This is a genomic window from Acidimicrobiales bacterium, from assembly GCA_035531755.1.
In the GTDB taxonomy this organism is placed as follows: Bacteria; Actinomycetota; Acidimicrobiia; order Acidimicrobiales; family UBA8190; genus DATKSK01.
Window position 1 is genome coordinate 40070 of sequence record DATKSK010000018.1, and the last position, 21591, is coordinate 61660.

Here is a 21591-nt window from a genome sequence, read left to right on the forward strand (position 1 = left end):
CGGGTCGAGGGGGTTCGTGCCGAAAGAAGAAGGGTGACGTGCGCTTCGGACCCCGTCGGGACCGATGGAGCGCAGGCACGGGAAGGCAGGAACGTGGCGGGCAGGTGGGTGTCGTCGGGGTGGCAGAGGACCGTCGTCGGGGGGGCGGCCGCGGCCGCCCTGGTAGCGGTGATGGTGGCCGGCTCGACGGGGGTGGCCGCCGCCCAGGGCCACGGCCGGGGACAGGACCACGGGCGCGGGGCGCACCCGAGCCCGCCGAGAGGGTTCGCGTTCGGACACGTCCTGAAGGGCGTCGTGGCCGCCGACCCGGCCCCCACGTCCACCGGGTTCACCCTCGATGCGGTGGGATGCTCGACGCCGCTCGGCCTCGCGCTGACGTCGTCGACGACGTTCGACGAGCTCGGGACCGACAACACCCCCACGGGGGTGGGGGCGGGGGACCGGGTCGTCGTCACCGTCGACCCGGGCGCGTCGTCGCTGACGGCGGAGTCCGTCACGATCCTGGTGGCACACGTGTCCGGCGCCGTCGCGTCGATCGGCGCGGGCTCCGTCGTGGTCACCGACGGACAGGGCTTCGACCGCACGGTCGACGTCTCGGGCGCCACCGCGTTCACGCCGGGCGGCACCGCGCTGTCGACCCTGGTGGTGGGACAGGGAGTCGACGCCTCCGGGCCCGTCGATGCCGACAACGTGTCGCTCGACGCGCTCAGCGTCCACGTCCGTCCCGCTACCGCGCCGGAGTCTGCCGCGGCGTCGGCGCGCCATGCCGAGCGCGGCGCGTTGGTGGTGGGCGTGGTCGCGACCACCCCGCCGCCCACGGCCGGTGGCTTCACCGTGGACGTCGCCGGCGGCACCGCGCTCGCCGTCAGCGCCACACCGCCGACGACGTACGTCGAGACGGGTGCCACGACGCCGCCCACAGGAGTCGTCTCCGGTGAGCACGTCGCCGTCCTGCTCACCGGCGACCCCACCGCGAGGACGGCCAAGCGCGTGGTCATCTTCTTGAACCAGCTCGACGGCACCGTCGTCTCCGTGGCGTCGTCGTCGGTCGTGATCGCCGACCACCAGGGCTTCTGGCGGACCGTCGACGTGAGTGGCGCCACCGCCTACGGGCCGTCGGGCACGTCACTGGGCTCGCTCGCCGCCGGGGACCACGTGGCGGCGTTCGGGACCGTCGACGTCGACGGCGTGTCGCTCGACGCCCTGTTCGTGCACCGCTTCACCACCCCGGCTCCCGACTCCGACAGCGCGCACCTCTGGAAGACGACGCCCTCCACCTGCCCGGCCAGCGCGGGCTCCTCGACAGCGGCGGGCATCGACGCCGTTCCTCCGGGCGAAGGGTCGACCGCGCCCCCACCGGCGACGTTCGGCGGTTCGCGGCCCGGCCGGCCCGGGCCCGGGCACGGCTCCGAGACCACCGCCACGGCGGTCGAGGTCGGGGGCGGTCGGCCTCGGTCCGACACCTACGGCGGGATCCCATGGCCCGGACCGGGGAGCACGCCCGGCGGCCCGGGCCGGTAGACGCGTCCACCGGGCCCGGCAGCAGCGACGGCTGCCGGTGCCCGGAGCGCGTGGTTGGCTGGCTGGCTGGCGGAGGAGGTGGGATTCGAACCCACGGTGGCCTTGCGACCACAACGGTTTTCGAGACCGTCCGATTCGTCCGCTCTCGCACTCCTCCCAGCGCCCGGAACAGTAGCCGCCCCTCGTGGTTGCCCGGCGAGGGGCAGGGGCCGTCAGCGCCTCCCGGCGAAGAACGCCGTCAGCAACGAGCCGCACTCCTGCGCGAGGACACCGCCGGTGACGGGGACTTCGTGGTTGAGGCGCGGGTCGGCGCACAGCTGGTAGAGCGACCCGCACGCGCCGGCCTTGGGGTCCGGCGCTCCGAACACGAGGCGGCCCACCCGCGCCGCCACCAGGGCGCCGGCGCACATGGCGCAGGGCTCGAGCGTCACCACCAACGTCACTTCGTCGAGCCGCCAGGTGCCGAGGGCCGCCGCCGCGTCGCGCAGCGCCAGGATCTCGGCGTGCGCCGTGGGGTCGTGGCGGAGCTCCCGCTCGTTGTGACGGGCGGCGATCCGACGACCGTCGACGACCGCCATCGCGCCCACGGGCACGTCGTCGTGACCGGCCGCCTCCGCCGCCTCGGCCAGCGCGCCCCGCATGGCCGTGACGTCGTCGAGGACGGTGAACTCCTCGGGTGCGTCGGCGTCGGCGTCGGCCACGGCGAAACGGTAGGGCAGACGGGAGGCGGGCACCGGATGCACCCGCCTCACCGCCGGTCTCCCCGGCATGGGTAGGCGGGCCCCCGGGACGCTACTGGGCCGAACCTGGGGCAGGAGCCGGAGCTCACGGAGTTGGCTCGGTTCAACCTGTGCCTCTGAGCTGGGTGTTCCCGGAGTGTTCGAGTGGGCGCGGGTGAGTGCGATCTGAGAGACGACCCGGTCATGGTAGTCTCAGATACGAGCTAAGTGAGCCTTACGGCCTTTTAGTCGCAGCTCCGGGCGACCCGACCTACGCCCTGAGCTGGGTGCTCCCTGATCGCTCGATGGTCTGCGAGTGAGTGCCAGCTGAGACCAACTGACCACGGTCGTCTCAGAAACAGGATAAATGAGACTTATGGAGGTTTCCAGTGACAGACAGCGCTCCGGCGCCCTGGCCAGCACTCGGGTACGAAACGCTGCCTTGGGAGGTCTCTGCAACCGTCCCGGCATCCCGAACTGCGCGCCGCCGCCACCAGGGCCCCTACCAGGCGGCGGTCGTCCCGGAGATCGCAGGCCTCAACGTGCCTCTTCCGACCGAGGTCGCCTCCCTGGTGGACGACGCCTCTGCCGAGATCGCCCGTTTGGATGGCGAACTCTGGCACGAGATCGGCCCGTTCAGCGCCGTACTGCTGCGGTCGGAGTCCGCTGCATCCTCCAAGATCGAGAACCTCACCGCGTCGGCCCGAGCCATCGCCGAAGCGGAGCTCCACCCCGACTGCAGGGGCAACGCCTCTCTGATCGTGGCCAACACGCGGGCCATGAGTGCTGCGATCGAACTGGCCAATCGCATCGACGCCGACGCCATTCTGGCCATGCACGAGACGCTGCTCGCCCACGTTCCCCGGCAGGACGCGGGTACGTGGCGAAGTGAGCAGGTGTGGATCGGAGGCGGCGACCTAGGGCCACACGGAGCGATCTTCGTCCCCCCGCACCACAGCCGCGTCCCGGCAGCCATCGACGATCTGTTGGCCTTCATCGACCGAGACGACGTCCCCGTACTCGCCCATGCCGCCATCGCCCACGCACAGTTCGAGACGATTCACCCGTTCACCGACGGCAACGGGCGCACGGGCCGCGCGTTGCTCCACGCCCACTTGCGGAACAAGGCACTGACCCGAAACGTCACCGTACCGATCTCCGCCGGGCTATTGACCGACACGGACGCGTACTTCGCCTCCTTGACCGAGTACCGCGAAGGCGACCCGGTCACCATCATCGAGCAGTTGGCCCGAGCAGCGCTCGCAGCGGTCGGCAATGGCCGTCAGCTGGTCGATGACCTCCATGCGATCCGCTCGGGATGGGTTGAGCGCATCAAGGCGCGACGGGATGCAACTACCTGGAAGATCGCCGACCTGCTCCTTGGGCATCCGGTCGTGAACGCTCAGGTCATCGCCAAGGAACTGGGAATGGCGGGCAGGAATGTGAACCGTGCTCTGCAACCGCTCGTCGAGGCCGGAGTCTTGATCGAGTTCACCGACAAGAAGCGCAACCAGAGGTGGCGTACTCCTGAGGTGCTGGCGGCCCTGGACGAGTTCGCGGTACGAGCTGGTCGGCGCGCCAGGGCGACCGGCCGGTCGGCCAGGTCCGCTCCGTGAGCGCGCCCACCACGGCTCAGGAAGACGACCTGGCCAAGCGCGTGTTCGCGGTGCTTCGCGCCCTCGAGGCCTCCATCTGGGGTTCAGAAGGTCAGCGGGCACCGCCGCGTGGCCACCGGTGCCGATCGCAGTGCAACGAGACCCGGCCCCACTCGGCCCGGGGCATGGTGCCGCCCAGCCGGGCGTTCGATGCGCTCGAGAAGGCGTCACCGGACTCCGACAGGTACCCGATGGCTCCCCATACCCGGGTCCGACACGACAGGATCGACAAGACCGGGGTGTTCACCCTGCGCCACGGGACCAGGCTCCACCACGTCGGGGTCGGTCGGGCCCACAAGGGGAGGCGGGCCGTGGTCCTGGTCGCCGACCTCGACATCCGGGTGCTGAGCGAGGAGGGCGAACTGCTCCGCCACCTCACCCTCGACCCGGAGCGGGACTACCAGCCCCTCACCCGAAAGGGCCGGTGGCCTAGCCTGCATCGGTTCGTCTGTCCGCGATGTCCCGGGACATCACATGCGCGGAGGAGGTGGGATTTGAACCCACGGTGAGTTTCCCCACACACGATTTCCAATCGTGCCGATTCGGCCGCTCTCGCACTCCTCCCGACACTGCGGGTGCGCAGCCGGAGGGAGGCTAGCGTCTCCGACGCGTTCTCCGGTGCTCCGTGCGGCGGCCGGGTCCTGCGCAACGGTCGCCCGTGAATCGAGTCAGGGCCGGAAGGCAGCAGCTCTCAGCGGGTCCGGTCGTGTGCCGTAGCAAACCTGGCCGTCGCACCGATCACCGGGCTCCGCGGGCCGGCGGTTCCCGGCCGCCGTGCGTCTGACCTGGCGTCCGGCAGTGTCCTGCCCCACCGGTAGGCTGCGGCCGTGGCCGACGCCGGCGACACCGACCCCGCCCCCTACCAGTCCCTCTACCGCCGTTTCCGGCCCCAGCGCTTCGAGGAGGTGCTGGGGCAGGAGCACGTCAGCCTGGCGCTGCGCAACGCGGTGCGCGAGGGCCGGGTGGGCCACGCCTATCTGTTCAGCGGCCCGCGCGGGACGGGGAAGACCTCGACGGCGCGGATCCTGGCCAAGGCCCTCAACTGCGCGGCCCCCGAGGACGGCGAGCCCTGCGGGCGCTGCGACTCGTGCATCGAGATCACCCGGGGGGCGTCGCTCGACGTGCACGAGCTCGACGCCGCCTCCAACAACGGCGTGGACGCCATGCGCGACCTGGTGTCCCACGCCGCGCTGGGAACACCCGGGCGCTGGAAGGTGTACATCGTCGACGAGGTCCACATGCTCTCGACGGCCGCGTCCAACGCCCTGCTGAAGACGCTCGAGGAGCCTCCCGGCCACGTGGTCTTCGTACTGGCCACCACGGACGCCCAGAAGGTGCTCCCCACTATCCGGAGCCGGACCCAGCACTACGAGTTCCGGCTCCTCGGCGCCGCGACGCTGTCGGGCCTGCTCCGCCAGGTGCGCGACGCCACGGGCCTGGCCCTCCCCGACGAGGCCCTCGACTCCGCCGTGCGCCGGGGACGGGGCTCGGCGCGCGATGCCCTGTCGGCGCTCGACCAGGTGGCGGCGGGGGGCACGGTCGACGACGACATCGCCGTGCTCGCCGAGCTGGCCGAAGCCCTGGCCGAGCACGATCCCGCCCGCTCCCTGGTGGCGGTGGCGCTGGCGTGCGAGGCCGGCCGCGACGCGCAGCGCCTGGCCGCCGATCTCGCCGAGTACCTCCGCCAGGGTTTCCTGGCCACGGTGGCGGGCGACCTGGTGAGCCTGTCCGGTGCCGAGCGGGCCCAGGTCGAGGAGGTGGCCCGGCGCATGGGGCTGCCGGCGCTGGTCCGGTGTCTGGAGGAGCTGGGCCGGGCCCAGGTCGACATGCGCGACGTCCCCGACGCCCGGGTGCACCTGGAGGTCGCCCTCATCAAGCTGACCCACCCCCAGGCCGACGACTCGACCAGCGCGCTCCTCGAGCGCATCGAGCGCCTCGAGCGGGCCCTGGCGGACGGGGGCGCCGGCGGGACCGCCGCGTCCTATCCGGCCCGGACCGTGGACGCACCCACGCCGCCGGCCGGAGCGGGGCCTCCGGCGCGCGCCGGGGCGGGCGGGCCATCGGCGCCGGCACCGGCGCCGGTCCGGGATCGTGGGCCGGCTGCGGCTGCGGCTGCGGCTGCCGCCGACGACGCCGAGGGTCCCTCGGGAGCGGCGGGCGCGGACGGGGGCGGAGCCGTCGGCGGCCCCGAGCTCGCCCGCCGCACGCTCGGGGCGATCAGGCGCCAGTCCGGTCCGGGTCGGGCGCGCCGCGCCGAGGCCGCCGCGCCGGCGGGGCCACCGAGCGATCCGCCGCCCGCCGGTACGGCGTCGCCCCGGCCGCCGTCGCCGTCGGCTGCGGCCGCGGCGGGGGCCGAGCCGGGCGGGCCGTCGACACTGCCGTCACGCGACGAGCTGGTCCAGGTGTGGGGCGACGGGCTGCTGGCGTCGCTGCCCAGCCGGGCGCGGGCGCGCTTCCGGGTCGGGAGGTTCCTCGACGTGGCCGGGGGCTCGGCCGTGTTCGCGCTGCCCAACGAGACGCACCGGTCGTACTGCGAGGAGGTCCGCCTCGACGTGGAGGTGGCCCTGGGCACCCACTTCGGCACGGCCGTGCCGATCCGGCTGGTGGTGGACGACGAGGCCGACGGCACCGCTACGGCCGACGTCACCCCCGCCGCCGTGGACCCGCCCACGGACGCCTCGGACGGGCCGGCGACCGCCGGGAGCGCACCCCGTGCTCCGCGCCGCCGCCCCTCCGGGGCCGCCACCACCGCGCCGGCTGGCAACGTTCCTCCGGCCGGCACGACCGTCCCGCAGGCCACCGCGCCGGCCGGCGAGGCCGCCGACGGGGGTGAGGGCGGGGACGACGAGCCCGACCTGCTCGATCCCGAGGTCCTGGCGGCCGAGACCGAGCCGGCCGGGGTCGGCCTCACGCCCCAGGAGCGGCTGAAGCAGGCTTTCCCGGGCGCGGCCGAGGTCTAGAGGTGTACACCGGCCCGCTGCAAGGTCTGGTGGACGAGCTCGGGCGGCTCCCCGGCATCGGCCCGAAGTCCGCCCAGCGCATCGCCTTCCATCTGCTGAAGGTGGCCCCGGAGGACGCCATGCGCCTCGCCGAGGCCATCGTGGCCATGAAGGAGCGCATCACGCTGTGCCCCCGGTGCTTCAACGTCGCCGAGGGTGACATCTGCTCGATCTGCGCGGACCCCCGGCGCGACGGGTCCGTGCTGTGCGTGGTCGAGGACCCCCGGGACATCGTGGCGGTGGAGAAGACCCAGGAGTTCCGCGGCCGCTACCACGTGCTGCACGGTGCCCTGAACCCGATCGAGGGGATCGGGCCCGACCAGCTGCGCGTGCGCGAGCTGCTCGGCCGCCTCGACGACGAGGCCGTCACCGAGGTCATCCTGTGCACCAACCCCAACCTCGAGGGCGAGGCCACCGCCATGTACCTGGCCCGGCTGCTGAAGCCCCTCGGCCTGACCGTGACGCGCATCGCCAGCGGCCTGCCCGTCGGCGGCGACCTCGAGTACGCCGACGAGCTCACCCTGGGGCGGGCCCTCGAGGGGCGGCGCGAGGTCGACGCCTGACCGCTCGGCGCCCCCGCCTCAGTCCCACAGCTCGGGCTCAGTCCCACAGCTCGGGCTGGCTGGTGCCGGGCTCGAGCGGGAAGTAGCCGGGCAGCTCGTCCGACGGCGTGTCCAGGTAGACCTTGGCCTCCGGGGGCTGGGCGAAGCGGCCGTGGCTCCAGCGCACCTCGACGTGCCCGTGCACCTCACGCGGTCGTGCCGTGGCCCGCTCGACGTAACGCGCCACCCAGTCCACCTGGGGCTGGCCCGACGCCGCGGCGCGGATATCGAGCCCGGTCAGCCGGTAGGTCCGGCGCCAGTCCCACGAGCTCGCCACGCGCAGGCGCAGCGACCGGCGGGGGTCGGCCCCCAGCATGAAGTAGGCGGCGTTGCCGATGCGCAGCAGGCGCCACACCATGCGCTGCGCGGCGTGGCGTCTGGCGACGTTGTCGAGCCAGCACTGGGCGGACGCCGCGCTCACGCGGGCGCACAGGGCGCGGTATGCGTGGCGCGCGCCGGGTGGATACGACCGGCCCGGCAGGGCGCGGCGCAGGCGCTGCCGGTCCTCGGTGCCGAGGGCACCGGGCTCGTCGGGGAGGTCGGTCAGCCCGGTGGCGGCGCGGCAGGCGAGGTAGAGGGCGTGCAGCTCCTCGGGCGCCACCACCTCGTACCAGTCGGTCTGCTCCCAGTCGCCGGTGGTGGCGAGCAGGCCTTCGAAGAGCCGCGCCGGGGAGGGGTTGGCGATGTTGCGCGACAGGTACTTGCAGCTGACGAGGTAGACGTGGTCGATCCGCAGGTCCACGGGCGCCACCTCGTCACCGGAGGGTCGCCGGCCCCCGGTCCACTCGATCAGCCGGGGGCGCCTGCCCCGCAGCGCGTCGTCGGCCTCCAGGAAGGCCCTGCCGTTGGCGTAGGCGGTGGCGAACTCGGCCTCGAACCGACCCGAGGCGTGCAGGGCCTGCAGCTGCTGCCAGGTGGCGTCGGGGACGGCGAGCTCGCCGGGACGGCCGGCCAGGGTACGGGGGAGGTCGGCACGGCCGAGCATGCCGAGGGCGGTGGCGAGCTCGGTGACCGTGGTGCGGTCATCGGGCACGGGGAGCGGCGCGTCGGCGCTTGGAGCCCGCGGCACCCCGCGGTGGCGGGGGCGCGCCGTCGGCGAGCGCGATGCCTTCGGACGCGTAGCGCCGCAGGCGCGCCTGGTCGTCGGGGGACTCGAGCTCGATCACGTCGTGGACCGCGGCCAGGGTGCCCGGTGCCGTGGCCGCGGCCAGGGAGCGCCAGGCGCGCTCGCCGGCGCTGCCCGGAACGGGTACCGCCGTCGTGAGCAGGACGACGGGGACCTCGGGCAGCTCGGCGTGGAGGACGGCCGCCTTGCCCAGGGCCCTCCACAGGGTGTCGGCCCGTCGGAGCCCCGTCCGGGTGGTGGTGAAGGCGCCCGACACGTCGAAGAGCCACCGCCGGCCCGTCCGGTCACGGGCCGAGAAGGTGACGTCGACGCCGGCCACCAGCCGCTTGCTCTCGACCACGTCGGCGAACCCGCACGCTGCCAGCAGCTCGGCGGCCAGCTCGCGCGCCGACGCGCCGTCGGCGCGCGCCCCTTCCAGCAGGCCGGCGGCGCCGTCGGCGCGGGCCTCGCGCCCGATGAGCCGGTCCCGCTCCTCGCTCACCCGCTGCTCGGCGATGCGGACGTACTCGGACTCGGTGTCGTAGCCGACGTAGTGGCGCCCGCTGCGCACCGCCGCCGCGGCCGTGGTGCCTGACCCCATGAACGGGTCGAGGACGAGGTCACCCTGGTAGGTGTACAGCTCGATCAGCCGCAGTGGGAGCTCGACGGGGAACGGCGCGGGATGCCCGACGCGCGTGGCGCTCTCGCTGGGCAGCTCCCAGACGTCGGTGGTGGCCTCGATGAACTCGTCCTTGGTGACCGAGATGCCCGAGGGCAGCCCGCGGCGCGCCCGCTCGGGGCGGGCCAGTGCCCGGTCGAACCGGCCCTTGCTGGCGATGACGACGCGCTCGGTGACGTCGCGCAGCACGGGGTTGGCTGGGCTGCGGAACGACCCCCAGGCGCAGGAGCCGCTCGCCCCCCGGGCCTTGTGCCAGATGACCTCACCCCGCAGCAGCAACCCCAGGCGGTCCTGGAGGATGCCGATGACGTCGGCGGACAGCGACCGGTAGGGCTTGCGCCCCAGATTGGCGACGTTGACCGCGATGCGCCCGCCCGGCTCGAGGGTGCGCACGCACTCGGCGAAGACGTCCGACAGCATCGCCAGGTAGTCGAGGTAGCTGGCGGGGATGTGGCCCTCGCCGAGCGCCTCCTCGTACTCCTTGCCCGCGAAGTACGGCGGTGAGGTGACGACCAGGGCCACCGACGAGTCCTCGACCTCGTCCATCCGGCGCGCGTCGCCCGTGAGGATCTTGTCCTTGACCGTCGACGGGTTGACGGTGTCGTCGCCCGACAGGACGGGCGCCGCGAAGCGGTCGTAGAACCCGCTGGCGTCATGGTTCTCGCGCCGGCCCACCCCGAACGGCGAGGTGGACGTGGGCTTGCGGCGTCGGCTCACTGCCGTGACTCCTCGCGTACGCGCCCCGGGACCGCGCTCGACGACCATGGGGTCGATTGATAGTACCGAGGTGTGACGGTCCGGCAGCGGACCGCGCGATCGGTGCCGCTAGGCGATCGAGCGCAGGACGAGGGCGTCGCCCTGGCCGCCACCGCCGCACAGGCTGGCGGCGCCGAGGCCCCCGCCGCGCCGGCGCAGCTCGTGGAGCATGGTGAGCGCCAGTCGGGTGCCGGACATGCCGATGGGGTGGCCGAGGGCGATGGCCCCGCCGTTGACGTTGGTCTGCTCGTCGGTGATCCCCATCGCCGCCATCGAGGCCAGGCCCACAGCCGCGAAGGCCTCGTTGATCTCGAAGAGGGCCACGTCCGCCGGTGTCTTGCCGACCTTGGCGAGCGCCTGCACGGTGGCGTTGGCCGGCTGCAGCAGCAGCGACGCGTCGGGCCCGGCCACCTGCCCGTAGCTCACGACCTCGCCGAGCGGGGTGACACCCAGGGCCTCGGCCCGGGCGCGGGAGGTGACGACCACGGCCGCCCCGCCGTCGGAGATCTGGCTGGCGTTGCCGGCGGTGATGGTGCCCTCCTTGTCGAAGGCGGGACGCAGGCCGCCCAGCGACTCGGCGGTGGTGCCGGGGCGCACGCCCTCGTCGGTGTCGACCACGATGGGGTCGCCCTTGCGCTGGGGCACCGACACGGGGACGATCTCGTCGGCGAACCGGCCGTCCTTGATGGCCGCCGCCGCCCGCTCGTGCGACAGCGCCGCCACGGCGTCCTGGGCGTCACGCGAGATCTTGGCTTCCTTGTTGTACCGCTCGGTGCCGAGGCCCATGGCGCAGTGGTCGAACTGGCAGTACAGGCCGTCGTACATCATGGAGTCGACGAGCGAGCCGTCCCCCATGCGGTAGCCGGCGCGCGCCCCGGGCAGCAGGTAGGGCGCCTGGGTCATCGACTCCATGCCGCCCGCCACCACCACGTCGGCCTCGCCCGCGGCGATCAGGAGGTCGGCCAGGTAGATGCTGTTGAGCCCGGACAGGCAGACCTTGTTCACCGTGGTGGCCGGCACCGACATCGGGATCCCGCCCTTGGTGGCGGCCTGCCGGGCCGTGATCTGCCCCTGGCCCGCCAGCAGGACCTGGCCCATGAAGACGTAGTCGACGTCCCCGGGCGCCACGCCGGCGCGCTCGAGGGCCGCGGCGATGGCGAACCCGCCCAGGTCCATGGCGCTGAAGCCCCCGAGGGCACCCGACAGCTTGCCGATGGGGGTACGGGCCCCCGCGATGATGACGGAACCGGGCATGGACATGACCTCCGGGACGTTGACGGGCCGGAGCGCCATTCTACGGCCCGGGTCCGGCTCCCGGGCCAGTCCGATCCACGGCCCGGGTCGGCCCCCGGGCCAGTCCGACGGGCCCTGCCGGCTGCGGTGCCCGTCGGCAGACGAAGGTAGGGTGCCTCCCCATGCAGGCATTCCGTGACGCCATCGTCGCCGGCGCCGGCGGGGACGAATTGGCCGCCCTGGCGCTGCCCGAGTCGTACCGGGCCGCCCACGTCCGGCGCGACGAGATCGAGATGTTCGCCGGCGTCGAGTCGGCCGAGAAGGACCCCCGCAAGTCGCTGCACGTGTCGGAGGTCCCCGTGCCGGAGCTGGCGCCGGACGAGGCCTACGTGGCCGTCATGGCGTCCTCCATCAACTTCAACACCGTATGGACCTCGATCTTCGAGCCCCTGCCGACCTTCGGGTTCCTCGACCGGCTGGGCAAGGAGAGCGCCTGGGGCGCCCGCCACGCCCTCGACCACCACGTGGTCGGCTCGGACGCCTCGGGCGTGGTGGTGCGGGTGGGCTCGGCGGTGCGCAACTGGCGCCCCGGCGACAAGGTGGTCGTGCACTGCAACTACGTCGACGACCAGGACCCCACGGCCCACGACGACTCCATGCTGGCGGCCAACCAGCGCATCTGGGGCTTCGAGTCCAACTTCGGGGGGCTCGCCGACCTGGCCGTCGTCAAGGCCAACCAGCTCATGCCGAAGGCCCGCCACCTCAGCTGGGAGGAGGCGGCGATCAACGCCCTGTGCAACTCCACCGCCTACCGGATGCTCGTGTCGCGCAACGGGGCGGCGATGAAGCAGGGTGACCGGGTCCTCGTCTGGGGCGCCAGCGGCGGCCTCGGCAGCTACGCCGTGCAGCACGTGCTCAACGGGGGCGGGACCCCGGTCGGCGTGGTGTCGTCGCCGGACAAGGTCGACCTCCTGCACGGGCTGGGCGTCGAGGCCGTGATCGACCGCGCCGCCGCCGGCTACCGCTTCTGGCGCGACGAGCACACCCAGGACGAGTCGGAGTGGCGCCGCTTCGGCAAGGACGTGCGCGCGCTGGTGGGCGTGGACCCCGATGTCGTCTTCGAGCACCCCGGCCGTCAGACCATGGGTGCCTCGGTGTTCGTGTGCAAGCGCGCCGGGACGATCGTCACCTGCGCGGCCACGTCGGGCTACATGATCGAGTACGACAACCGGCACCTCTGGATGAAGCTGAAGACGATCAAGGGATCGCACTTCGCCAACTACCGCGAGGCCTGGGACGCCAACCAGCTCGTCTGCGACGGCAAGGTCGTGCCCCCGCTGTCGGCCGTCTACCCCCTCGAGGAGGTGGGCGAGGCCGCCTACCAGGTGCACCACAACCTGCACGAGGGCAAGATCGGCGTGCTGTGCCTGGCGCCCGGGGAGGGCCTGGGCATCGACGACCCCGAGCTCCGGTCCCGGGTCGGCGAGGGGCGGATCACGCACTTCCGGAGGCACGGGGCGTGACCGGCGGCTCGGCGCCGGTGCACACCATGCTCACCGAGATCGACCACGTGGGCATCGCCGTGCGCGACCTCGACGCCGCCGTGGCCTACTACCGCGACGCCTTCGGGGCGACCGTGAGCCACCGCGAGCGCATCGAGTCCGACGGCGTCGAGGAGGCGCTCATCGCCGTAGCCGACTCCTACGTGCAGCTGCTGTGCCCGACGCGCCCGGACTCGCCGGTCGCCAAGTTCCTGGAGCGGCGCGGCGAGGGGCTGCACCACGTCGGCTACCGCGTCGACGACTGCGCGGCGGCCCTGGAGTCGGTGCGCCGGGGCGGGGGGGCGCTGATCGACGAAGCGCCCCGCCCGGGATCGCGGGGCACGACGGTCGCCTTCGTGCACCCCAAGGGGGCGTTCGGCACGCTCATCGAGCTCGTCCAGGAGCCCGCCTGAGCGAGCCCCGGCCCGTGCCGCGCGGGCCGGATGTCAGCTGTGGAAGCGCAGGACCCGTCCGGGGTTGGCGGTCGTCCCCCACAGCGTGCCCCCGTCGTCGAGCGCCAGCTGGCGGATGACGCCGGGGAGCGGCACCGGCGCGCCGACCTGGTGCCCGGTGGCGGGGTCGAGCGCCACCACCTCGCCCTGCTGCCCGTCGGCGACCCAGACGCGGCCCCGCCACACGGCCACCGTCTCGGGATTGGCGGGGACCCCGCCCCCCGCCGTGCCCACGCTGTAGGTGGCCGTCACGCGCACCGTCGCCGGGTCGACGCGCGACACCGTCCCGGACTGCACGTTGGCCACCCACACCGACCCGTCCCCGACGCCCACCCCGAGCGGGCCCCGGCCCACCGCCACGGTCCGCCAGCGCAGCGCCGTGCCGTCGGGCCGCTCGTCCACGCGGGTGAGCGAGTGCGTCTGGCCGCTCACCCACACGCCGGCGGGGCCGACGGCGATGCGCACCGCCCCGTCGGGCAGCGTGGCCGAGGCCTGCACGGCGCCCGTCCGGGGGTCGATGACGCACACCGTGCCGGACAGCAGGCTCGCCACCCACACCCCGCCGTCGCCGGCCGCCACCGACACGGGGCCCTCGGGCACCGCGATGGGCGCCCCGACCGTCCTCCCCGTCGTCGGGTCGATCTCCCACACGCGGCTGCCGGACAGGTCGGCCACCCAGACGCGGCCGAACCCGGCGGTCACCGAGATCGGCCGGCCGCCGAGGTGCAGCGTGCGGCCGACGGTCGCCCCCGACGACGGGTCGAAGTGGCGGACCGTCCCGGCGTGGTCGTCGGCGAGCCAGCCGCCGGCGGCGTCGAAGGCCACCGAGGCGGCGTCGGTGCGGCCCATCACCTGGACGCCCGCCGGCGGGGTGCCGGGGCCGGGCGAGCCCATGCCGGCGAGCAGCACGCTGCCGAGGGTCACGCCGGCGAAGAGTGCCGCCGTGGCCGCCACGGCGACGCCGACGCCCCGTCGCGACAACGTCGTCCGGCGGCCCGGGGGTGTCGGACCGGTCCCGGCCCGCCCGGCCTTTCCCGACGGGGCCACGGGCGACCGGGCGGGTCGGTGCCCGAGCTCGTCCGCCGTGCGCGCCACCGTTCCATCCTGCTCCCGGCCGGGGCCGCGTGGTGTGATCGTCGCGGCCGGCTTCGGGCGCGTCGGCCTCGGATAGCCTCGGGGGCCATGGACCACCCCATGTCGCAGCGGCTGGCCGACCTGAAGGCCCGCAAGGAAGAGGCCCTGCACGCCGGCTCCCCGCACGCGGTGGAACGCCACCACGCCAAGGGCAAGATGACGGCGCGCGAGCGCATCGAGTACCTCGTGGACGAGGGCTCGTTCCAGGAGCTCGACATGCTCGCCCGGCACCGGGCCCACGGGATGGGGCTCGAGGAGAAGCGGCCCTACACCGACGGGGTCATCACCGGGTTCGGCACCATCGACGGCCGGCGGGTGTGCGTCTTCAGCCAGGACTTCACCGTCTACGGCGGCGCCCTGGGCGAGGTGTTCGCCGAGAAGATCCACAAGGTCATGGACCTGGCCGAGTCCATCGGGGTGCCCATGATCGGCCTCAACGACGGCGCCGGGGCGCGCATCCAGGAAGGCGTGGTGTCCCTGCACTCCTACGGGGGGATCTTCCACCGCAACGTCCGGGCCTCGGGCGTCATCCCCCAGATCAGCGTGGTCCTGGGCCCGTGCGCGGGCGGGGCCGTGTACTCGCCGGCCATGACGGACTTCATCTTCATGGTGAACCAGTCGAGCCACATGTTCATCACGGGGCCCGACGTGGTGAAGACGGTCACGGGGGAGGACGTCACCCTCGAGGAGCTCGGCGGGGCCATGAGCCACGCCACGAAGTCGGGCGTGGCCACCTTCGTGGCCCCCGACGAGAAGACCTGCCTCGACGAGGTGCGCTACCTCCTGTCCTTCCTGCCGTCGAACAACCTCGAGGAGCCGCCCGTCGTCGACACCGACGACGACCCCGACCGGGGCACGCCCGAGCTCGTCGACCTGATGCCCACGTCGCCGAACCAGCCCTACGACATGAAGCGGGTCATCACCTCGGTCGTCGACGAAGGCGACTACTTCGAGGTCCATCCGCACTGGGCCATGAGCATCACGTGCGGGTTCGCCCGCGTCGACGGCCGCGTGGTGGGGATCGTCGGCAACCAGCCGGCCGTGCTCGCCGGCGTGCTCGACATCGACTCGTCGGAGAAGGCGGCGCGCTTCGTGCGCACCTGCGACGCCTTCAACATCCCGTTGGTGACGTTCGTCGACGTGCCGGGGTTCATGCCGGGGACCGACCAGGAGTACGGCGGGATCATCCGCCACGGCGCCAAGCTCCTCTACGCCTACTGCGAGGCCACGGTGCCCCGCATCCAGGTGATCACCCGCAAGGCCTACGGCGGCGCCTACGTCGTCATGAACTCCAAGTCGATCGGCGCCGACCTGGCGTTCGCCTGGCCCTCGGCGGAGCTCGCCGTCATGGGCCCGCAGGGTGCCGTCGAGATCGTCTACCGCCGCGAGCTGGCCGAGGCCGCCGACCCCGTGGCCCGCCGGGCCGAGCTCGTCGAGGAGTACACCGAGCGCTACGCCAACCCCTACGTGGCGGCCGAGCGCGGCTACGTCGACGACGTCATCGACCCGGCCGAGACGAGGCGCGTGCTGGTGCGCAGCCTCCGCCTCCTGGCCTCCAAGCGCGAGGACCTGCCCAAGCGCAAGCACGGGAACGTGCCGTTGTGAGCGCGGCGCGCGCCGCCGCGCCGCAGGTCGTGTCGGTGCGGCCGCAGCCCGACCCCGCCGTGCTGGCCGCCATCGTGGCGGCGGTGGAACAAGCGTGGCCCCGGCCCCGCCCGACCGACGACGCCGGACGCGACCGGCCCGCGTCGTGGCGGTTCAGCGGTCGGTGGTGGACCGAGCCCGCCGCCCTGCGCCGGCAACGCCCCCTGTCCGGGCACTGACCGGGGCGGCGACGACGCCGCGGCGCTTCTCGGCCAGGTCGACGAGGTCGTCCATGATGCGTGCGAGGCGGAAGTCCTTGGGGGTGTAGACCGCGGCGACGCCCTTGTCCCGCAGGACCTCGGCGTCCTCGGGCGGGATGATGCCCCCGACCACGACCGCGGCGTCCACGCCCTCCCCGCGCAGGCGGTCGAGGACCTCGGGGACGAGATCGAGATGGCTCCCCGACAGGATGGAGATCCCCACCACGTCGACGTCCTCGTCGCGCGCCGCCGCCGCGATCTGCGCCGGGCTCAGACGGATGCCCTGGTACACGACTTCGAAGCCGGCGTCGCGGGCGGCCACGGCGATCTGCTCGGCCCCGTTGGAGTGCCCGTCGAGCCCGGGTTTGGCCACCAGGAGCCGGGGAGGGCCACCGGCCTGCTCGGCCAGCCGGCGCGACCGCGCCAGGACCGCCGACAGCTCGGCCCCGCGCTGGCCCACACCCCCGGCGACGCCGGTGGGGGCGCGGTACTCCCCGAAGACCTCGCGCAGCGCTCCCGCCCACTCGCCCGTCGTCCCGCCGGCGTGGGCGAGGGCGATGGTGGCGGGCATGATGTTCAGGCTGTCGTCGGTGGCCACCCGGCGCAGCTCGTCGAGCGCGGCCTGCACCGCGTCACCGCGGTGCCGCTCGCGCCACGCCGCCACGTCGGCGCACAGCTCGGCCTCGGCGGCGGGGTCCACCTTCAACACCGTGGCGGCACCGTCGTCGGCCGTCTCGAGCGGTGACGGCTCGGTCTCGGTGAAGGAGTTGACCCCGACCACCTGGAGCTCGCCCGTCTCGATGCGGCGGACCCGCTCCGCCTGACTGCGCACCAGCCGGCGCTTCAGCTCCTCGACGGCCTCGAAGGCGCCGCCGAGCTGGAGCACCTCGTCGAGCTCGGCCGAGGCCGCCTCGGCCAGTTCCGCCGTCTTGGCCTCCACGACGGTGGAGCCCTCGAAGATGTCGCCGTACTCGAGCAGGTCGGTCTCGAAGGCGAGGATCTGCTGGATGCGCAGCGACCACTGCTGGTCCCACGGCCGCGGGAGGCCCAGCGCCTCGTTCCACGCCGGCAGCTGGATGGCCCGGGCCCGGGCGTCGCGCGACAGCGTGACGCCGAGCGCCTCGAGCACGATGCGGGGGACGTTGTTCTCGGGCTGCGCCTCGGTGAGCCCAAGGGAGTTGACCTGCACGCCGTAACGGAACCGCCGCAGCTTCGGGTCGTCGACGCCGTAGCGCTCCAGGCAGATGCGGTCCCACAAGCGTGTGAGCGCCCGCACCTTGCACGTCTCCTCGACGAACCGGATGCCGGCGTTGACGAAGAACGAGATGCGGCCCACCACGGCGGGGAGCTCCGAGACCTCGATCTTCCCCGAGTCGCGCACGGCGTCGAGGACGCCGATGGCGGTGGCCAGCGCGTAGGCGATCTCCTGCACGGGCGTGGCCCCCGCCTCCTGGAGGTGGTAGCTGCACACGTTGATGGGGTTCCACTTGGGGACCTCGCGCACCGTGTAGGCGATCATGTCGACGATCAGGCGGCGGCTCGGGCCCGGGGGGAAGATGTAGGTGCCCCGCGACAGGTACTCCTTCACGATGTCGTTCTGCGTCGTGCCCTGCAGCACCCGGCGCTCGACACCGGTGTCCTCGGCGTGCGCCACGTACAGGCCGAGCAGCCAGGCGGCGGTGGCGTTGATGGTCATGGAGGTGTTCATGTCCCCGACGGGGATGCCCTCCAGGAGCTCGTTCATGTGGCCGAGGTGCACCACCGGGACACCGACCTTGCCCACCTCCCCGGCCGCTTCGGGGGCATCGGGGTCGTAGCCGGTCTGGGTGGGCAGGTCGAAGGCGATCGACAGGCCGGTCTGGCCCTTGGCCAGGTTGGTCCGGTACAGGCGGTTCGACGCCCGGGCCGAGGTGTGGCCCGAGTACGTGCGCATCACCCAGGGCTTGTCCCGGTCACCGCCCGCAGGCGCCACGTCGCTCACCTGTCCATTCTCCCCCACCGTGGCGTGCCGCCGGGCGGGTCAGCGGCGATAGTCGTAGAACCCCTTGCCCGACTTCCGGCCGTAGAGCTCGGCGGCCACCATGCGGCGCAGCAGCGGGACGGCCGCGTAGTTCGGGTCCCGGAACTCGTCGTAGAGGGCGTCGAGGATGGCGAGGCTCGTGTCCAGGCCGACCAGGTCGAGCAGGGAGAACGGGCCCATCGGGAACCCGCATCCGCCCTTCATGGCGGTGTCGATGTCGTCGCGGCTGGCGACGCCGTTCTCGAGCAGGCGCACCGCGTTGTTGAGGTAGGGGAAGAGCAGGGCGTTCACGATGAACCCCGCCTGGTCCTTCACCTCGACCGGGGTCTTCTCGCAGGCCTCGGCCAGCGCTCGTGCCGCCGCCATGGTCTCGTCCGAGGCCGTGATGGGCCGGACCACCTCGACGAGCGACATGACCGGCGCCGGGTTGAAGAAGTGGATGCCGCACACCTTGTCGGGGCGGCCCGTCTCCATGGCCATGTCCACCACCGGGAGCGTGGAGGTGTTGGTGGCCAGGATGGTGTGGTCGGGGCAGATGCGGTCGAGCTCGGAGAAGAGGTGCTTCTTCACGCCGAGGTCCTCGACCACCGACTCGATGACGAGGTCGCAGACGGCCAGGGCCCCGAGGTCGGAGACCGCTGTGACCCGCCCCAGGGCGGCGTCGCGATCGGCCTCGGCGAGCTTGCCCTTCTCCACCTGGCGGGCCAGCGACTTCTCCATGCCGGCGACCATGCCGTCGGCCGTGGCCTGGGCCCGGGACCGCAGGACCACCTCGAGCCCGTGCACGGCCATCGTCTCGGCGATGCCGGCTCCCATGATGCCGGAGCCGACGATTCCCACACGTTTGATCGACATGTCCGCATGTTACCGGCCGGTTACCTGGACGGCCCGTCCCGAGCGGCAGGTGGGGTGGGTCACCGGACCCCCGGACCCCCGGACCCCCGGCGTGCCGCCGGAAGCCTTTCTGGTGCAGTCGAGCCCCTCGGGCGTGGGGGTAGAGAGGGGTTATACCGCCGAGCAGGTCGAGACTGCCCACGGATGCCCCGTAGCAGGCGGGCTCCGGTGAGCGACGCCGCCGTGGCGGCCCGGCCGGGTCGTGGTGGCGATGCCGACGCCGGCGCGCCCGTGCCCGCGCATGCGGTCGATCCCCTGGGGCCGTGCCCCCCTACAGTGGCGGCCATGGCAGCGACGACCGGGCACTGTGGGCCGTTGGCCCTCGTGGGGGGCGACGAATGGCGCCAGGGGTGCGAGTTCGACGCCGAGCTCCTGGCCGCGTCCGGCGGTGACGAGGTGCTGGTGCTGCCGACGGCGGCCGCCTACGAGCACCCGGACAAGGCCGTGGCGACGGCGGAGGCCTGGTTCGCCACGCTCGGCGGCCGGGCCCGGGGGCTCATGGTGCTCGGCCGCGCCGACGCCGAGGACGAGGGCAACGCCGCCATCGTCCGGGCCAGCCGCTTCGTCTACCTCGGCGGCGGGTCGCCCATGCACCTGCGGTCCGTGCTGAAGTCCTCGGCGGTCTGGGAGGCGCTGCTCCAGGCGTGGCGCGGTGGTGCCGTCGTCGCCGGCTCCTCGGCGGGTGCGATGGTGCTCACCGACCCCATGGTGGACCCCCGCGGCGGGGCGCTGACCGTGGGGCTGGGGATGGTGGAGCAGCTCGCCGTCATCCCCCACTTCGGCCAGGAGAACGCCGAGAAGGTGCACCGCTCGATCGCCCTCGCCGCCCCGGGGCTGCCCGTGGTCGGCATCCCCGAGCGCACCGCCCTCATCCGCGATCCCGACGGCGGATGGCGCCAGGCGGGCGAGGGGACGGTGCAGGTGTTCGTGAGCGGGCACCCCGCCGGGTTCGACGCCCTGCCCCACTGACCCCGGCGCGTCGCCCTTGGCGCCTCGGGATGGGGGCGCCCCGGGCCCTCAGTCGGCCTCGGTGACCGTCACCGACTCGATGGTCACGGTCTCGGTGGGCTTGCCCGACCTCGAGCCGAGGGCGTCGATGGCCGTCACCGTGTCGAGCCCCGACACGACCTTGCCGAAGAGCGAGTAGCTCGGTGGCAGGCGCATGCCGTCGGGGCCCGAGATGATGAAGAACTGGCTCCCGTTGGTGTCGGGCCCGGCGTTGGCCATCGCCAGCGATCCCAGCTCGTAGCGGCCCGGGGGCGGCAGCTCGTCGGCGAACTTGTACCCCGGCCCTCCGGTCCCCGTGGCCGTGGGGTCCCCGCCCTGCAGGACGAAGCCCGGGATCACGCGGTGGAAGACGATGCCGTCGAAGTAGTGGTACCGGGCGAGGAACACGAAGCTGTTCACCGTCCTCGGCGCCGCTTGCGGGTCCAGGGCGATCGTCATCGTCCCCTTCGACGTGACCATGGTGGCCGTGTAGCGCTTATCGGCGTCGATGACCATGGGCGGCTCGGCGTCGAATGATCGGCGCTGCGGGCTCGAGCCGTCGGCGGCAGGCGGTTCGACGGGCATGGTGGGCCTCCTGTTCGCTGGTCGCGTCACGACGCTCGCGACACGGGGAAGAACGGTGAAGGGGTGCGCCGGTGCGGCGGACCCGGTGCTACGAGGACGAGACGGTGACCTTCAGGATCCGGTGGATCACCTTCGGCGGGACGCCGTTGGCGCTGGGGTTGGCGTTGCCGTCGGCGTTGATCTTCTGGGCCACGGCCATGCCCGACGTCACGTGGCCGAACAGCGTGTAGTTCGGCGCCAGGGAGGCGCCCTGGGCGCCGGTGACGATGAAGAACTGGCTCCCGTTGGTGTTCGGCCCGGAGTTCGCCATGGCCACGGCCCCCACCGGGTACTGGGGCGACGCCGGCTTGGGCAGCTCGTCGGCGAATTTGTAGCCCGGGCCGCCCGACCCGGTGCCCGTCGGGTCACCGGTCTGGTCCATGAACTTCGGGATCACGCGGTGGAACGTGACGCAGTTGTAGAAGTCGTGCCCGGCCAGGAAGACGAAGTTGTTGACCGTGAGCGGGGTGGTGGCGGCGTCGAGGGTGATCACGAACGTCCCCGCGTCGGTCTTCACCGTCGCCTTGTAGGTCTTCGACCCCTGGATGGCCATGGCCGGGGCCTTGCTCCAGTGCGGCTTGGTGAGGGTCGCGGTCGGGCTCGACGGGCAGCCGGCGGCCTGGGCGGTGTCGTCGGCGATCTGCTGGGCCGTCTTCTTCGTCTTGCCCCCGCTCACCAGCACGTAGAGGCCCACGGCAACGGCCACGATCACCACCAGGGTGATGGTGCGCCGCACCGTGGCGCGCCGGCGCCGCTGGCGCGCCAGGGCGGCCATCTTCGCTTCACGCGCGGCGCGCTTGCGGGCACGCTTCTCGGTGGGCACGGA

Annotated in this window: 18 protein-coding genes, 2 tRNA genes and 1 other RNA gene; 9 read left to right on the plus strand and 12 right to left on the minus strand. The window is 73.1% G+C overall.

The genetic code is table 11. The features are described 5' to 3' along the window. Positions 1-93 precede the first annotated feature (93 nt). Entirely contained in the window at positions 94-1521 is a 1428-nt protein-coding gene (locus VMV22_03925; GenBank protein HUY21471.1) for a hypothetical protein, read from the plus strand. A 67-nt stretch (positions 1522-1588) separates the two neighbouring features. On the opposite strand, the gene VMV22_03930 is transcribed toward VMV22_03925, so the two are convergent. Both VMV22_03930 and tadA read right to left on the minus strand, forming a co-directional pair. After that, a tRNA-Ser gene (locus VMV22_03930) sits at positions 1589-1678 on the minus strand. Between the two features lie 55 nt (positions 1679-1733). Further along, positions 1734-2222 (minus strand): tRNA adenosine(34) deaminase TadA, encoded by a 489-nt coding sequence (gene tadA / locus VMV22_03935; GenBank protein HUY21472.1) that lies wholly within the window; start codon positions 2220-2222, stop codon positions 1734-1736. Positions 2223-2812: 590 nt separating this feature from the next. On the opposite strand from tadA, the gene VMV22_03940 reads away from it, so the two are divergent. Further along, on the plus strand, positions 2813-3856 hold the full coding sequence (locus VMV22_03940; GenBank protein HUY21473.1) for a Fic family protein: 1044 nt from the start codon (positions 2813-2815) through the stop codon (positions 3854-3856). A gap of 91 nt (positions 3857-3947) precedes the next feature. Here VMV22_03940 and VMV22_03945 read toward each other — a convergent pair whose 3' ends face one another. Both VMV22_03945 and VMV22_03950 read right to left on the minus strand, forming a co-directional pair. Further along, complete coding sequence (locus VMV22_03945; protein HUY21474.1) at positions 3948-4142, minus strand: hypothetical protein; 195 nt, start codon at positions 4140-4142, stop codon at positions 3948-3950. A gap of 232 nt (positions 4143-4374) precedes the next feature. Continuing rightward, positions 4375-4459, minus strand: a tRNA-Ser gene (locus tag VMV22_03950). Positions 4460-4527: 68 nt separating this feature from the next. Here VMV22_03950 and ffs point away from each other — a divergent pair. The 3 genes from ffs to recR all read left to right on the plus strand — a co-directional run bounded on the left by ffs (position 4528) and on the right by recR (position 7457). Further along, positions 4528-4626, plus strand: an RNA gene (gene ffs, locus VMV22_03955) — signal recognition particle sRNA small type. Between the two features lie 96 nt (positions 4627-4722). Further along, positions 4723-6855, plus strand: a complete 2133-nt coding sequence (gene dnaX / locus VMV22_03960) for a DNA polymerase III subunit gamma/tau (protein ID HUY21475.1) — start codon at positions 4723-4725, stop codon at positions 6853-6855. A gap of 2 nt (positions 6856-6857) precedes the next feature. Further along, on the plus strand, positions 6858-7457 hold the full coding sequence (recR, locus tag VMV22_03965) for a recombination mediator RecR (GenBank protein HUY21476.1): 600 nt from the start codon (positions 6858-6860) through the stop codon (positions 7455-7457). A 37-nt stretch (positions 7458-7494) separates the two neighbouring features. Here the strand turns inward: recR and VMV22_03970 are convergent, their stop codons facing one another. The 3 genes from VMV22_03970 to VMV22_03980 all read right to left on the minus strand — a co-directional run bounded on the left by VMV22_03970 (position 7495) and on the right by VMV22_03980 (position 11290). Beyond that, entirely contained in the window at positions 7495-8529 is a 1035-nt protein-coding gene (locus VMV22_03970; GenBank protein ID HUY21477.1) for a hypothetical protein, read from the minus strand. Continuing rightward, a complete protein-coding gene (locus tag VMV22_03975; protein ID HUY21478.1) occupies positions 8519-9997 on the minus strand; it encodes a site-specific DNA-methyltransferase in 1479 nt (492 codons plus the stop codon). The genes VMV22_03970 and VMV22_03975 overlap by 11 nt, the downstream gene beginning before the upstream one ends. 108 nt (positions 9998-10105) lie before the next feature. Continuing rightward, complete coding sequence (locus VMV22_03980; GenBank protein ID HUY21479.1) at positions 10106-11290, minus strand: acetyl-CoA C-acetyltransferase; 1185 nt, start codon at positions 11288-11290, stop codon at positions 10106-10108. A gap of 161 nt (positions 11291-11451) precedes the next feature. Between VMV22_03980 and ccrA the strand changes: the two genes are divergently transcribed. Together ccrA and mce are read left to right on the plus strand one after the other, a co-directional pair. Next, a complete protein-coding gene (gene ccrA, locus VMV22_03985; GenBank protein ID HUY21480.1) occupies positions 11452-12792 on the plus strand; it encodes a crotonyl-CoA carboxylase/reductase in 1341 nt (446 codons plus the stop codon). Continuing rightward, on the plus strand, positions 12789-13223 hold the full coding sequence (gene mce, locus VMV22_03990) for a methylmalonyl-CoA epimerase (GenBank protein ID HUY21481.1): 435 nt from the start codon (positions 12789-12791) through the stop codon (positions 13221-13223). The genes ccrA and mce overlap by 4 nt, the downstream gene beginning before the upstream one ends. A gap of 33 nt (positions 13224-13256) precedes the next feature. Here the strand turns inward: mce and VMV22_03995 are convergent, their stop codons facing one another. Beyond that, a complete protein-coding gene (locus tag VMV22_03995; GenBank protein ID HUY21482.1) occupies positions 13257-14357 on the minus strand; it encodes a YncE family protein in 1101 nt (366 codons plus the stop codon). Positions 14358-14444: 87 nt separating this feature from the next. Between VMV22_03995 and VMV22_04000 the strand changes: the two genes are divergently transcribed. Next, on the plus strand, positions 14445-16001 hold the full coding sequence (locus VMV22_04000; GenBank protein HUY21483.1) for an acyl-CoA carboxylase subunit beta: 1557 nt from the start codon (positions 14445-14447) through the stop codon (positions 15999-16001). Between the two features lie 153 nt (positions 16002-16154). Here the strand turns inward: VMV22_04000 and VMV22_04005 are convergent, their stop codons facing one another. Beyond that, positions 16155-18221: a protein meaA gene (locus VMV22_04005; protein ID HUY21484.1), complete on the minus strand. Its 2067-nt coding sequence runs from the start codon at positions 18219-18221 to the stop codon at positions 16155-16157. A gap of 39 nt (positions 18222-18260) precedes the next feature. Beyond that, positions 18261-19115, minus strand: coding sequence for a 3-hydroxybutyryl-CoA dehydrogenase (locus VMV22_04010; protein HUY21485.1), 855 nt, complete (start codon positions 19113-19115; stop codon positions 18261-18263). Positions 19116-19439: 324 nt separating this feature from the next. Here VMV22_04010 and VMV22_04015 point away from each other — a divergent pair, with 324 nt between their 5' ends. Continuing rightward, complete coding sequence (locus VMV22_04015) at positions 19440-20123, plus strand: Type 1 glutamine amidotransferase-like domain-containing protein (protein HUY21486.1); 684 nt, start codon at positions 19440-19442, stop codon at positions 20121-20123. Positions 20124-20171: 48 nt separating this feature from the next. Here VMV22_04015 and VMV22_04020 read toward each other — a convergent pair whose 3' ends face one another. Together VMV22_04020 and VMV22_04025 are read right to left on the minus strand one after the other, a co-directional pair. Further along, positions 20172-20726, minus strand: a complete 555-nt coding sequence (locus VMV22_04020) for a peptidylprolyl isomerase (GenBank protein HUY21487.1) — start codon at positions 20724-20726, stop codon at positions 20172-20174. A gap of 88 nt (positions 20727-20814) precedes the next feature. After that, positions 20815-21588 carry a peptidylprolyl isomerase gene (locus VMV22_04025; GenBank protein ID HUY21488.1) on the minus strand — a complete coding sequence of 258 codons (774 nt, stop codon included), beginning with the start codon at positions 21586-21588 and terminating at the stop codon, positions 20815-20817. Between the last annotated feature and the right edge of the window lie 3 nt (positions 21589-21591).